Origin of the sequence: Magnetococcus sp. PR-3, from assembly GCF_036689865.1 — a bacterium.
In the GTDB taxonomy this organism is placed as follows: Bacteria; Pseudomonadota; Magnetococcia; order Magnetococcales; family Magnetococcaceae; genus Magnetococcus.
In genome coordinates this window covers 1-14,656 of record NZ_JBAHUQ010000056.1, presented here as the reverse complement: position 1 = coordinate 14,656, position 14,656 = coordinate 1, and the positions used below count along the sequence as shown (strand labels likewise).

At 49.7% G+C, this 14,656-nt stretch carries 7 protein-coding genes and 1 pseudogene; 3 read left to right on the top strand and 5 right to left on the bottom strand.

The features are described from left to right. Positions 1-922 precede the first annotated feature (922 nt). Both V5T57_RS20080 and V5T57_RS20075 read left to right on the top strand, forming a co-directional pair. Positions 923-1,072, top strand: a pseudogene (locus V5T57_RS20080) (integrase core domain-containing protein); the annotation flags it as partial. A 76-nt stretch (positions 1,073-1,148) separates the two neighbouring features. After that, positions 1,149-1,991, top strand: coding sequence for a formylglycine-generating enzyme family protein (locus V5T57_RS20075; protein WP_332893056.1), 843 nt, complete (start codon positions 1,149-1,151; stop codon positions 1,989-1,991). An 81-nt stretch (positions 1,992-2,072) separates the two neighbouring features. On the opposite strand, the gene V5T57_RS20070 is transcribed toward V5T57_RS20075, so the two are convergent. Then, complete coding sequence (locus tag V5T57_RS20070) at positions 2,073-2,579, bottom strand: hypothetical protein (protein ID WP_332893055.1); 507 nt, start codon at positions 2,577-2,579, stop codon at positions 2,073-2,075. A 1,145-nt stretch (positions 2,580-3,724) separates the two neighbouring features. On the opposite strand from V5T57_RS20070, the gene V5T57_RS20065 reads away from it, so the two are divergent. Beyond that, complete coding sequence (locus V5T57_RS20065; RefSeq protein ID WP_332893054.1) at positions 3,725-4,780, top strand: helix-turn-helix domain-containing protein; 1,056 nt, start codon at positions 3,725-3,727, stop codon at positions 4,778-4,780. A 115-nt stretch (positions 4,781-4,895) separates the two neighbouring features. On the opposite strand, the gene V5T57_RS20060 is transcribed toward V5T57_RS20065, so the two are convergent. The 4 genes from V5T57_RS20060 to V5T57_RS20045 form a co-directional block, all read right to left on the bottom strand. Further along, positions 4,896-6,290, bottom strand: a complete 1,395-nt coding sequence (locus tag V5T57_RS20060) for an HlyD family type I secretion periplasmic adaptor subunit (protein WP_332893053.1) — start codon at positions 6,288-6,290, stop codon at positions 4,896-4,898. Then, complete coding sequence (locus V5T57_RS20055) at positions 6,283-7,962, bottom strand: ATP-binding cassette domain-containing protein (RefSeq protein WP_332893052.1); 1,680 nt, start codon at positions 7,960-7,962, stop codon at positions 6,283-6,285. Before V5T57_RS20055 ends, V5T57_RS20060 begins: the two co-directional genes overlap by 8 nt. Beyond that, complete coding sequence (locus tag V5T57_RS20050; protein ID WP_332893051.1) at positions 7,959-10,643, bottom strand: tetratricopeptide repeat-containing sulfotransferase family protein; 2,685 nt, start codon at positions 10,641-10,643, stop codon at positions 7,959-7,961. The genes V5T57_RS20055 and V5T57_RS20050 overlap by 4 nt, the downstream gene beginning before the upstream one ends. A 17-nt stretch (positions 10,644-10,660) precedes the next feature. Then, positions 10,661-14,656 (bottom strand): beta strand repeat-containing protein (locus tag V5T57_RS20045; RefSeq protein WP_332893050.1); only part of this gene is annotated, 3,996 nt, incomplete at its 5' end.

Sequence of the window (14,656 nt, the reverse complement as noted above, 5' to 3'; positions counted from 1 at the left end):
CTAAAGAACTTGCGGCTAGAGCAAGGCATGTTGCTTTTACAAAGCCTAAGATTGTAAACATGTTGCAATCATCAGATAGATGTAAAGCCGCTGATGTTAAGGGTATAGTTATACATATGAAAAACCTTTAAGTTGAGCGGCAAGCAGTGACCACTCTGGAGCCAAAGCGACGAGAATCAGAAATTCTGAGAACAATTGTAACTGGGTTTTAGACAGTTTAGGGATTCCTTCGGTAGAGCGAATGTGAACAAATACTCCACAAGATATGGATATTCTTCGCCCCTAACCAAAAGTGTCGAACCTCCGACCTTACCAACTGTAACAATAATATGTTCAATATTCCTGAGCCACCTCATCTGAAAACACACCAATTCTGCTAACGTTTCACGCATATTAGCTCCTGCCCCACCACATCTGACCTCGCAGAAAAAATTTCGATGCTCTTCTCAACCGTAAAGCCCAGCCGATGGATACGAGCAATGTCATTGTTTTCTCCGTTCTCGGCGGTCTTAACAATTGGTTCGAACGAATCATGACCTGGCTCAGTCAGTCGCCTGGTTCCTGAGTAAATTTTCAAAGATCACGTTTTGACATTGATCCGATGACCCGTATGCGAAAGAGGTGCGATGCTCTGATTTTGCCACGTCTTTACCGTGTAATGCCCACGGGATAACATGGGAATACAGGGTGGGATAACATCTTGATACATCGCGCTGCAAAATATGATCGTATAGGGCTCTAAGCTTTAGCCGTTGTGAGGTCGGGGTGGCCGCCGACCTCACGTTTTTGAGTGAAACGGCAATTTGAGAGGGATTCGGCAGAAATTGAGAGGATCCGACCTTGGGTCAGAGAGGCACCTACCTAGCAGAGTCTATCCCTAACCCTTGGAACCATTGACGAACTCCAGGCACAAAAAAACCATGAGAGAGATAACCGGACAGTTCGCTACAATTGGCTCAGTCAGTACCTATTCACGTCAATCAAAGAGGTTCAAGAGATGGTGACTTCATCGTTATGGAGCTACACTCATGAACGACCGACTATGGTCATGGGTGGTATAATATCCAACTAAAACTGTCTATTGGCTGCTTAACTCTACTTTTGGATGCCTCTAAAAATGGGGGGCGTGCCGTTGGAGGTATAGTAGAATGGATAATCACTGGAAAGACCCCTTTTTAGGTATGGAATTTTGTTTTATACCATCTGGAAAAATGAGAGTGATGAAGACAAATGAAAGGTTTAGAAAAATAGATTTATCTGGTTTTTGGATAGGAAAGTATCCTGTTACCCAGAGACAATGGTTAGCTTTAATGGGGGGGAATCCTTCTCACTTTAAGAGATATGAATATCGCGCCCAACAATGGACTGAGTGGGATTATATCCCAGATCAGATATGGAACGACCCTTATTTGGACTGTCCTGTAGACTCTGTAACTTGGTATGAGTGTATGGAGTTTGTTTTTAGACTAAATGCTCTTAATGATCAGTTATTTCGGCTACCCACTGTAAGTGAGTGGCTGCATGCCAATACTTACAAAGAACCTATTAATGAAGAAACTTTAAATCTATATGCATGGTATGGTGAGAATAGCTTGAGCCAAACACACACTGTAGGTCAAAAAACACCAAATACATTCGGTGTTCACGATATGTTTGGTAATGTATGTGAATGGTGTGCTGACTGGTTCCAGCACGACTTCTTTGATAAGTGTGCTAAACAAGATCCTCTTTGCGTTGATAATGATAGCAAGTGTCGTACTTTGTGTGGTGGATCTTGGGAAAGTTATCGTGCTAGTTTTTTTGATCTACTCATAAGCTTTGAGAGACCAAATTATGCTTTAAGTGCAAATGGGTTTCGTATTGTTTGTAGTAACCCTACTCCGCAGAGCTCTGGATTATCCGTTGATTTAGATAAAAAAAAGATGAGAATCGAATTTGATAAGCTGCCTAAAAAGAAACGCGTGGCTTTTGAATCTTATATATTGAAATAGATGGCAAGACTATGAGAGCTGGTTACAAATTTTTATCCCTATTAGAACGCCCTGAGCTTGATAAGGTTGAGAGTGCCCTCGCTACTCAGCATCTTCTCTACTGGAACATTGTTGCATATGACACTCACTCAGGCGGTGTGCTTGGTGACTCGCCAGATTGATGCGAAACCATCCGTAGTGCCCCCACCATGAACACTCCACACAGAAACGCCCTTGCAAATGATCTCCCTGCAACACCAGATCCGTTGGGACGAACAGGAGCACTTTGGAACCACCAGGAGGCATGGTATAGAGCGCCAGGGCCTCTCCATTTTGAAGATTCGTCACCACCAGAGTTCCCAATGAACGCCATAAGGCATGGAAGGTGAACAACTCAACACGCCAACGTTTATTCTCGGCCACAACCCTGTGCTCATAACGCCCCATGTTTAGCGACTGGGTGTATTGCGCTTCTTCATTCTCTGTTGCCGACGCCACCGGATGCTCTTTGACCAACGTGAAAAATTGAGCCCGAAGCTGCTGAAAGTGGGATCGAGACAGAATTTTCGGTTGCAACCGTGTGGCCTCACCAGGATCCAAGGTAGACAATAGGTCCTCACCCGTAGGACTAACGCAGAGAATAGAGTATGACGTTGTTTTTCAAAATCTTCATACTCTACAACATGTCAACGTGTCTGTCTCACATGGCAGGCCTCTAGATCAATGTACTCGCTATCCACAACCCAGGCACGCAAAGGGGATCCTGGTGATGGTGCACATAGATAAAGACCCTCATCTCTACCCGCATTGGCTGTACCCATATAACCCAGGGAGAAAAGCAGCTGATCCATACCGCTTTGTGGATCACGGTAGGTTGGCTGTTCCCTATCAAGGGGGGCACAAAGAATGGATCTGCTGTGAAGCCCCCCTATAATGCCAGGTCGCCAACCTCACAATTCTTTTTCTAGAAGCCCATAACGATCTGTTTTTGGAGGAATTTCACGAGGTCTCCTTTCATTCTTACCAGCTTTTGGCTGCACGAAGGAAACTTCAAACCCTGCAATATCAGAATTTTCTGTAAAACCATGTTTCAGTAAGGAGATTCGCGAGATGTCGGGGTGACCGCCGACCTCACGTTTTTGAGAGGAATGGCGTTTTGAGAGATATTTGGTAGAAATCGAGAGGAGCCGACCTCAGGCCAGAGAGTATGGCACCCAGGGCGACATACCCGTAACCCTTGGAATCATTACCGAATTCCAGACACAAAAAAACCGGCTCAAAGGCCGGTTTTTTCGTCGGAGAACCCTCTCCGCAGGTATCTTGGTGGATCAAAAGCTACCGGAATCAGAAATTCTGAGAACTTTGAGAAGAGAGTTTGATCCCCTATTGATTAGCAAAAGTAAGAGATGATGCTCACCTGATCGATATGCAATCTTCTTAAAATCAGCCAATTCAATGTCTAACCCCTGGACGGAATCATTAAGTCTTATTACCGTGAAACAGCGTGATTTTTTTACCACCACCATTAAAAAGTGTAATCTCCGCTTTTACAACATGATGGGGCGTGGTCATCTATATTTCCCCCCCCCAGTGCTCGTCTATATTTTGCCCCCCCCATAAATTCTGTTTCCACCATTCAAAAAAACATGTAATTTTTCTACAGTTTTGGTCGGGTCGAGGAGTTTTGCCTAAATTTTAGAACCTTCAACGCCCAACCCAACACTTAAGTACCCTAGATCCAATGGAGCTTGAGAATGTCTCAATCCCAATTACTACAAAAGTCTCACTTTACAGCTAATGAACTCCCACCGGAACAACGTGCCAATGCATGGGCTGAGAGTATCGGTACGTTATTTGAGATTGAACTTGACAACCAATCACCCATAGATTCTTTTCATGCTTCAGTAAATAGTTTTTTGCTCAATGACCAGCTTATGCTGGCACATTGTCAAACGCGTGCTCAGCTGTTTACCCGTGATAGTTTTCGTACATCTCATGATGGTTTGGATCACTATATGATCCAAACCCATTTTAGCGGAGAACAACATTTTAAGGTGGGGAGCCAAACACATACCTGTGGACCTGGAGAGGTGGCAATTATTGATTTAGCAGAGATACACCACTCTCAAGCCACTGATTTTTCAAATATAAGCCTAATTATTCCACGCAAACTATTATCACCTCTGCTTAACCATCCTGATAGCCAAGAAGGCCATGTATTAAAGGCCAATAACTCATTGGCCCAAATAGCTTTAAACCATTTACATACTTTACACCGTTTGGTCCCTTCATTAACCCAACAGCAAGCAGCTCAACTAATTCAGCCAACCCTATTATTGGTGGCCAGTGCGATCAATGGATCCACTGAAAAAGTGGAAGACGGTGCGATAAGTGTTGCACACGCGATCCATTTAAAAATTAAACACAACATTGAGCTTAATTTACATGACCCACAGCTAAGCGCAGAGAAAATTTGCGAATCTGTACATATTTCTCGAGCTTCACTGTATCGTCTTTTCAAACCCATGGGGGGTATCAAGAACTATATTCAGCAACGACGTTTGCAACACTGTGCCGAAGCTTTAACCCAGGCCAGCCAACAACACCGCTTAATCTCTGAAATCGCCTACTGCTGGGGTTTTTCCAGCCAGCCACACTTTTCTAAAATATTTAAACAACGCTTTCAAATGACACCACAAGAGTTCCGTGAAAAAGGAGGAACGCTACCCTCACCACCCCAATTAAGTGAAGAGAGCCCAGTCGGGGATCGTCACTACGAAACGTGGCTCTCTGAAACGTTGCGTTTATAATGGCTTGCTAATTTTATAATTGAATAATCACCACTTCGTGTAACACCACCTCTTCTACGCACACATCATCCCTTCTTACGCCCATAACAGGTGACATTGCAACATTACCGCCCTCTCAACGCTCGGTGAAGGCAAACAAATGGGCACGTAGAAATGGGGATAACAGATAGGCCATGACACTTCTTTGGTCCGTAATAACACCCGCACTAACCTCCACCCCAGGAGCCAGTGGATAGCGTTTATCCTGCTGTTTAAAGTGACCAGAGAATGGACGGATATGCACAGCAAAATAGGGCTGCCCCTGCTCATCAAGCAAAGTGTCCGGGCTAATATAAATCACCTCACCATCAATTTTTCCCCATTGCATGGCATCCGGCCCATTTAAGGTCATTACAGCAGACTGATTAAGATGGATGTAACCGATTTCCTGGGGGAGTAAACGTCCCTCCATAATGAGGGTATCATCAAGGGGAACAATCTCCATCAGGGTTTGACCAGGGCTCACCACACCACCCACTGAGATATGGGGCATAGGCTTGATGGAGCCCCCTACCGGCGCACGGATAACCCGCCGCGCTTGGTTGTCTCGAAATTTGCGCAACCGCTCCTGAAACTCTTGAAGTTGACTGTTTTTCTCCAACAATTGACTACGCGCCTGAGCCTGAAACTGGCGTTTGATCCGGAGCAACTCCTTACGGGCCTGCTCAATCGCGGCCGCTTCCCGCTCCAAAGCCGCACGACTTTCGTGTATGGAGCCCTCTAAACGCGTGGCTTCTTGGATGAGCCCCAATAGTTCAAACCGGTTACTAATAGTCTGTTTGACTAAATCCTCACTGATGGCAATGCGCTCATTAAGTAGTTTGAACCCTTTTTTAGCATAACGCAGGCGGGTACGTATCACCTCACGCTCCTGGGTTTTTTGTACAATCTGGGCGCGATGCGCTGCCAAGGCTGATTCCAGCGCCAGCTTCTCTGCCTGGAATAACTTGCTCGCCTCATTAACCAATCCAGGATGAAGGGTTTGAAAAGCGGCGTCATACGTCAATGTCTCCGCCAACTCAGCCTGGGCCAGATAACGCACCAAATCGGCTTGTAGAGTCACAATCCGATGGTTCAGCTCTGCCACATCGGCATCACTGGCAATACTTTGCAGACTAATCAGCGGTGTTCCCTGCGTCACCAACTGCCCATCGTCCACAAGTACCTCACGGATAATTCCTCCTTCCAGATGTTGTACACCATGGACACCACTTGCAGGAATAATGCGTCCGGTAGCAAGTGTCATCACATCCAATGAGCTGAACAGCGCCCAAACCACAAACCCTAAAAAAACCACGGCTAGCATCAGGCTTAGTCGATGAATCCCCTTCTTGCGGGTTTCCAGAGCCTCACCCACCTCCGTGGGATTTTGCATGACCTGCTGCAAAAATTCAGGCAAATTTTCAACCACTTGACCCTGTGGGTGAGCAGCGGCAGGAGCAATCGCTTGCTTCTCCATTTTGTTAGTCATGGAGGGCCCCCTCTTGCTGAGCAGAGGGTTGCAGAGAGCCAATACGGGGTACCGGTTTGGCATCCAAATTCAACCACACACCATGGGTCCGCCATTTTTGCGGTGTATGCGTCAGTAAAATGAGTGTCGTCCCTGCTTGAACCAGCGTATTGAGTAGCGTAATAATTTGATTGCTGGAGGCTTCATCCAATCCCTCCAAAGGTTCATCAAGAATCGCCACCCGCCCTTGGGTCGTCAATGCCCTGGCTAAGGCCAAACGCCGTCGCTGGCCCAACGAAAGTTCACGTCCCCCATGGATCAACTCACGATCCAATCCCTGAGGGCTTTCATCCATAAACTTGCGCAATCCTACCTTCTCTAGTAGCGACAATAACGCTTGATCATCCAACCCTGGATTCAAAGTAAGCAGATTTTCTCGTATACTGGCATGCAGAAATTCTGGCTCTTGAGGCAAATAAATCAATTGTTGTCGCCACCAAGCACTGAGCAACTGGCGCATGTCTGTGCCATCGATCAGTACGGACCCGCGCACAGGTTCCAACAATCCGACCAACAGCCTTGCCAAGGTGGTCTTACCACTACCGTTGGCACCACTGACCACCAGCAGCTTTCCCGGTTCCAATGTTAGGGTCAGGGACTCAAACAGCGGGCTCTTTTCTTGCGGATAACTAAACGCTACATCCTTAAACTGGATCTGTCCTTTCAACGTGCTTAGAGCTGCCCCTTCCGGTGCCTCACGAGGCAGTTGGATAAAACGCTGCATCAGATTGAGCATTTGCGTCGCTTGGCTCTGTACACTCACCTGCTGAGCTTGCATGGTAATCGAAGTTAAAGCGCGGGTAGCAAGAATATTGACCCCGAACAGCACACCGATGTCAATTTCCCCTATGACCGCCAACTTGGCTCCAATACCAATGGTTAACACCGTCATCAACAGGGTGAAGAAGCGCATCCAACCACTGATCCCAGCCTGCTTGCCCAGCAGATGGTGACGTAGCGCCCGCCCCCCACCCGAGACCCCGTGCCACTTCTGTAGTAATAGAGCAGATGCATTAAAAGCACGTACCGTATCTGCCATCTGCGCACTGGTGAATAGAGAGACCCGTTGAGCCTGGGTGTGCAGTTGCACTTGACTGGCCTGCTGCATACTTCGGGCGCCAAGAAGAGCCATAAGCAAGGCCAACACAGTTATGATCAGCACGACCCAGCCCAATAAGGGGTGCAGCATAAAAACCGCCAACACAAATAGCAGAGCAAAAGGAACATCCACGGCTACAAGCAGTGCATTGGAACTAAAAGCGGATTGAACCTGATCCAATGCTTGGATAGCCTCCCGACGCATATTTTCTGGAAAACGATTGTAGGATTGAGCACGGCATTGGGTGAGGGTTTTGAACAATCCCTCTCCCAACAAACGTTCTGGCTTGGCACTCAAAGTGGAGGCCATACGTTGCCGCAAAGCACGCAAGCCCAGTTCACCCAGCGCCGCCAGCATTGCACCACTCATCAAAGTATAGAGCGTACCGTCAATGCCGTGAGAGAGGTAACGGTTGAACACCAAAATGACATAGACTGTGGAGACCAACCCTAACAGCGTGATAAACAAGGAGGCCAACAGAATCTGCACGGCTGAGGCCGGCTGGCTGAAGAGTCTGCGCAATAAAAGTCTCATACCGATACCCACTCCGTAGATGCATCCAACCTATTTTCCTCGCTAGCTCTCTCTATTTCTGTGATGTGATGGTGTGCGAGAGCAGGAATTTCCGGTAGCACCGGTTTGTTTTGCTCTATCTCCAGTTGCTGCGCGGTCTGATCAGCTTGTTGTGCAGAAGCATGATCGTCCAAGGCACGGTAGACCACAGCCAGATTGTGGTACCACGATGGGTGCCCGCTATGCAGCCGATTAGCCCGTAACATGCGCTGTAACGCCCAACGGTAGCGATGCTGATGAAAGAGTGCCGAACCTAGAAAATGATGCGCCCCAGCATGTTCAGGATGGTGTTTCAGCAGCAAGCGGAACCGCTGCTCTGCCCCTTTCCAATCGCCATGATTCAAGGCATTCATACCCGCATGAAACAAACCGGGGGGCGGCGCAGGGTGATTATGGGTTAACAGACTGGTGATGGGTTCATTTAGTCCCCGTTCCAAGGGTTGCAAATGCTGAGCGTAGCGCTTCCAACGTTGACGTGAGCTGGTATAGATCGGTTGGCGCACCTGCCAAGAGCTGGCGGTTCGTACCACCTTTTTCTGTCGGGTATGGTCAAGCACAGCCGGGTCCCATGGCAGGTTCATATGGTCCAACATACGCCGTGCCTGATGTTCGGTGTCCTCCACCAACGCCTCATAGGGAACATCCAGAACCACACCAGGCAAAACGCTATGCCAATGCTGCATAAGATAGCGATAATCACGGATATGCCGCCCGCTGGCATAGAGGTCATTGGCGTAGCTCAACAGACCACTTTGTGCTTTAAAATGGACAAAGTAGTTGGATAGAGCGACATCCCTCACATCCCGCACACAGTGGATAATGCTGGCCTGGGGAAACAGCAGGTGAATCAAACCAACATGGAGAAAGTTGTGTGGTAGTTTATCGACAATGCGCGCTGATTCAGGGGATAGCTGCTCAAATTGTTTAAGCAATTCACGGGCAAAGTGATGCAGGGCATTGGGTAGCAGTTCCATGATGCAGTTTGGAAATGCCATGTGGCTACCCGTATGCTCTTCCCAGCTATTAAGCCTTTTTATAAAATCTGGCAATACACCCTGCTCTCCACCCCCATGACACTGTGGGTGGCTGGCCAAAATCTGTTCGACCAAGGTGGTACCGGAACGGGGCATGCCCACCACAAACACCAGTTTTTCACCCGATACACCGTGCTGACCCAACGTGTTAAACAGCGCGGGTTGAAAAGTGCTGATCATCCTGTGCACATAGCGGCTAAATGAGTCAGGGTCGGCGGGATAACGTGATGCTACGGCTTGGTTGGCTTCATGCAACAAGGCCCAGGCATGGTCATGATGTTTGTGGTATTCCCAGGCTTTGGCTAAACTAAACAGCATATTCGCATTAACAGACCCGGCTATGGAGGGTGTGCGCGCGATCCGTTCCAAACGCTCCAGGGCCTCTTCCGTCAAGGGAAACCTGCGTAGCCTCATCATGCCCTGTAGCGCGGATTGAGGATGGTGTTGAGCCATGCTCTCAAAACAGTGTTCAGCCTGTTTTAACGACCCTGTGGTTTCATAATACTTGGCGCTGGCAAGCAGCACTTCTTTGCCTTGAGGATCCAACGCCTGGGCTTGCTGCAACCACCGCTGCGCTTGGGGCATATCCTCCTGCTCCATCGCCAATTCAGCTTGGCAAGTGTGCAGTAGCGCCTGTGTGGGGGCATCCTGGTTGTTGCATAATTGCCTTGCTTTGGCGATGGCTTCTCCAGCCAACGCCACATGCCCCTGCCCCAGAGCCATCTGGCTCAACTGCAACCACCAGTAAAGATTTTCCGGCCTGCGATGCAAAAGATCGATGAGCCACCCCATGGCTTTGGTGTCCCAACCCAGCTCCACCGCCAGACCAATGCGTAAATGGGCACACTCCAGGTCGTCTGGTTGCTGCTCTACCGCCTCATCCAGCTGGGCCAGCGCCTCTTCATGACGGCTGCAGGCGCACAACGCCTTGACTTGATAGGCCACCAACTGAGAAAGCGGTATAGCGTCATCGCTGGCACTGCGGTGCTGCTCCACAAGCGCTAAAGCCTCATCATGCCGCCCCATGCTGAGCAGAATATCCATGTGGGTGGACAACAAAAGGGGGAGTCTTCGCCCTACCTCACTTTGCGCCACAACCTGGCACGCTTCCAGGGCTTCAGCATAATGCCCCTCCCCCCACAAGGTGCGGGCCAGGTTTAGGCGTAGCGCCGGCTCGTGGGGCAACAGCGTTACCGCCTGCTGCAACAAAGGTAGAGCCAAATGATAGTGACGCTGGCTTAGATGACACATGCCCAGCCGCCCCAGGATCCATCCATCCTGTGGTGATCTCTCCAGTGCCTGTTGCAGAAGCTCCTTAGCTTGGGTAAATACGCCTAGCAGCAAGTAGCCCCCACCCAGATCCGCAAGCCCGGAGGCATCCAGATCCACCCTGTTCAAATAGGCTTGATCCAGCCAATGGGATGCCTGGACCTTCTCACCACGGTGGGCTTCCAACATACCAAGAAGAGCGGTCAAAGCAGCATGGTCCCTGCCCTCAATCGTCTCAATATGATGAAGACACCACTGCCACGCCTCTTGCACACTACCTTGGCGAAACAAGGCCCGCCCTTGTTCAACCACACTGGGTGGTTGCGACGAGCTAGACATAGAAAATGCCCCAGCTATTAAATATAGGAGAGTAAATCATGGTCTTCACTGGTGACAACAAAAGCATTGGTGGCAATGGTTATCGGATCGTCTTGGCCAGCCGTTAGGTCATAAGTCTTACCCTCAGCCATTTTAATGACCGCCAGTTCTCCCCCACTCCACTTGACCACTTTAGCCGATAAAGTGGTTAACCAGCCCGACCCATAATTCCATCTAGCAGAATTCTTAGCGGTGTAGTAGAAACCATTATTGGAGCTATTATCAATAGTATTATCCGTACCAAAATCAAAACCCGTTGCACCTGTGTGGTCCACTTTTAGATAGACGTGGTCGTTATAGCCAAAATGTTCAAAATTTAACGGACTGTCAGGATGGCCGGTGAAGGTGATATGGTATTCGGTACCAACATCCAAGGAGTAACCGCTATTCAATGCCCCGGATACGGTTATGCTTGTGGTGGTACCAGTCAAATCTCGAATGGTTGCAACATCAGAACTGGTTTCAATCGCAATACTTTGCCCCGTATCTACCCCCCCACTGCGGGTAAACAGGGAAATAGTGAAGGTTTCCCCATCATCGGAGAGGGTATCGCTGATGGTGTCAATGGAGAACTGGGTTCCAGTTTGATATGAAAGAGTACCAAGAGATAGTTCCCCACTGGTGGTGGAATAGTCATCTCCGGCCTGGGTCGTGCCATCGATCACAGAATAAGAGAGGTATTGAGACTCATAAAGAATATTTAAATCAAGGGCAAGCTGGTTACGCCAGACTTGGACTATAATGCCGGAACCCTCCTCAACAACATTATTTAAAATGCTCATGGAGTAGGTGGGAAAATCATCTGCAGCATTAATAATAGTCCCCGGCGTTTGCGTAACATATAGCTCGGCACTACCACTATAAACGGAGACCACACTTACATCAAAGTACTCATCATATTCAAATACATCATCATTTTCGGCTTCTAACTGTAGCGTCTGAACACTCTCCCCGGCGGCAAACGTGACAAGCTGTCCATTGCTTTGGGTTTGAGAAAAATCCTGATTTAAACTGACGTAATCGAGAGAATAGACTTGCGGATCACTTGTTACGCTAAGGGCCAGCACCAAAGAATCGGTAGCATCTCCAAGACGATGGAGGGTCACCTCTGCCGCCGTTCCTTCCGTTATTGCCCCAACGGCATCCATGCTGATGCCTGCCGATTCATTATCCATAATGGTCGCCGTGGCTGTGGCACTTTGAATCGTCGCACCTGTAGAAGCATTACTTAAAGAAATACTAAAATCTTCACCCCCTTCTGCCAGAGTATCATCCACGGTAGCTATGGTAATGAGCTGACTGGTCTCCCCAGTAGCAAAAGTGGCCGTACCTGCGGGGGCATTAAAGTCTGTACCAGAACCCGTTGCTGTTCCATCGGCAAAGGCATACTCTACCGTTTGATCCGCCTGGGCATCCCCCGTGCGTAACAGGGTAAAGGTAGCGGTCTGCCCCTCCTCAACCAATCCTGTGGTGACCGAAAGGCTGGTAACATCACTACTGTCGTCGGTAATTGTTAGCGTGGTGGCCGCTCCAGCACTGCCCCCTGAAGAGGGGGTCAAGGCGATCGTGAATGCCTCATCCCCTTCATAAAGGGTGTCGGCATTCAGTGAGATCGTCACCAACTGCTGACTCTCCCCAGTGGCAAAAGTGACGGTACCGCTGGAGGCGGTTAAATCATCCGTTCCTTCACTGCCACCACTATCATTAAGGCTGTAGACCACCGTTTGATCCGCCTGGGCATCCCCACTGCGGGCAATAGTCAGGGTTACGTTGCTGCCCTCATCCGCAGTGATATCACCATTGGCAATGCTAAAAGTGGTCTGATCGGCACTATCATCCACAATGGTGGCTGTGTTCTGGGCAACACTGAGACTAACCAAACCTTCGCCTGCTGCGTTGGAGAGGCTGACACTAAAGGTTTCATCCCCTTCATAGAAGGTATCTGCTGCCGTGGCCAGGGAGATCACCTGACTGGTCACACCTGCAGCAAACGTAGCGGTACCACTAGCCCCCGTGTAGTCACTGCCCGACACGGCGGTTGCGTCGCTGCTGGCCCATTCTACTGTCTGCGAGTAGCCCGTTGCTCCTCCACGAAAGATGGTGAGATTCAGATCATTACCCTCAGTGGCACTGCCAGAGCCCATGGAGAAGAAGGCGACATCATTATCAATAATCTCTCCGGCGGCATTGGCATCCGCAAAAGCTACCCCATCACCACCACTCAGCCCCACGGTAAAACTCTCAGTCGCCTCCCCATCGCTATCATCGGTGGTTGCAACGGTAAAGGTTTGAGAGTCCACCCCTGAAGCAAAGGTCAAAGTGCCACCGGTACTGGCATAATCGTCACTGCTGGCGTTGCCATTGGTAAAGCCATAGGTGATCAACTGATCGCTCTGCGCATCTCCGCTGCGGGTTACCACAAAGGTCATGGCATCCCCCTCCGTAGCCGAGACATCGGCGATAGAAAAGGTGGCCACATCCGCAGCGTCATCGGTAATCTGGCCAGTGGCTAGGCTACTGCCAATGGTGGAACCGGTAGACGCACCGCTAAGACTGATCGAGAACTGCTCATCCCCTTCATACAGGGTATCGCTGGTTGTGGTTACCGTAACCAGTTGGCTGCTCTCTCCCATAGCAAAAGTCACGGTTCCGCTGGTGTTGGTATAGTCACTACTTGCGGCGGCGCTATCATCGCTCAAGGCATAGGTCACAGTCTGGTTAGCCTGAGCATCACCAGAACGAGAGATGGTGAAAACCAGATCACTACCCTCGGCTGCGGTGGCATTAGCCACAGAGAAGGTGGTCAGATCGGTGCCGTCATCCATGATCGTGGCTACCGCTTCTGCGGCCGTAATGCTAAATACCCCCTCCCCAGCAGCATTGGAGAGTGACACACTAAAGGTCTCATCGCCTTCGTAAAGGGTATCAGCCGCTGTGGCGATGGTGATCAGCTGGCTGGTAACGCCTGCGGCAAAAGTTGCTGTACCACTGGCCCCGGTATAGTCGCTGGCGGAAGCGGCACTACCATCACTGCTGGCCCACTCCACAGTCAGTGAAGTACCCACTGCATTGTCACGATAGATGGTAAGTACCGTATCACTACCCTCCGCCACGCTACCTGAAGCGATGGATAAAAAGGCAAAATCATTATCGATGATCGAGCCCGTGGCCGTGTCATCGGCATAATCCACGCCGCTACCACCGCTTAGGCTAATGGTAAAGCTTTCATCCCCTTCACCTTCGGTGTCGTCGTTGGTCGCTACCGTAATGGTTTGCGTCTCTACACCGGTGGCAAACGAAACAGAGCCAGCGGTGCTGGTATAATCTCCGCTGGAGGTATCACCATGGGTAAATCCATAGCTCACCACCTGGGTATCTTGAGCATCCCCACTACGGGTCACCACAAAGCTAACGGTGTTACCCTCGGTAGCAGAAGCATCGGCAATAGAGAGCGTCGTACGATCATGGGCATCGTCGGTGATCTGACCCACCGCACTGCCGGTTCCAATATGGGAACCGCTAGAGCCATTGCTCAAGCTGATGCTAAACTGCTCATCCCCTTCGTAGAGGGTGTCGGACAGCGTACTCACCGTCACCAGCTGGCTACTCTCGCCAGTGGCAAAAGTGAGCGTGCCGCTTTGGTCGGTATAGTCGGATCCTGCCGCGGCGCTGTCTGCTGCCAGTGCGTAATCCACTGTTTGATCGGCCTGAGCATCCCCTTCCCGGTACACCGTAAAAACCAGATTACCCGCCTCTGCCGCCGTGCCGTTGGCGACAGAAAAGGTGGTTTCATCTTGCACATCATCGGTAAGGGTGGTTTGAGCCGTGGCATTGACAATGGATGTGCCCGTAGAGCCGTTACTGAGGGAGAGACTAAAGGTCTCATCCCCCTCATACAACGTATCGCCACTGGTGCTTACCGTAACCAGTTGGCTATGGGCACCGGTGGCAAAAGTAACCGTACCGGATTGATC

Excerpts from the sequence above, each read along its gene's own strand:
- V5T57_RS20075 (WP_332893056.1), top strand. The coding sequence starts at position 1,149 with ATGGATAATCACTGGAAAGACCCCTTTTTAGGTATGGAATTTTGTTTT.
- V5T57_RS20065 (WP_332893054.1), top strand. The coding sequence starts at position 3,725 with ATGTCTCAATCCCAATTACTACAAAAGTCTCACTTTACAGCTAATGAA.
- V5T57_RS20060 (WP_332893053.1), bottom strand. The coding sequence starts at position 6,290 with ATGACTAACAAAATGGAGAAGCAAGCGATTGCTCCTGCCGCTGCTCAC.
- V5T57_RS20055 (WP_332893052.1), bottom strand. The coding sequence starts at position 7,962 with ATGAGACTTTTATTGCGCAGACTCTTCAGCCAGCCGGCCTCAGCCGTG.
- V5T57_RS20050 (WP_332893051.1), bottom strand. The coding sequence starts at position 10,643 with ATGTCTAGCTCGTCGCAACCACCCAGTGTGGTTGAACAAGGGCGGGCC.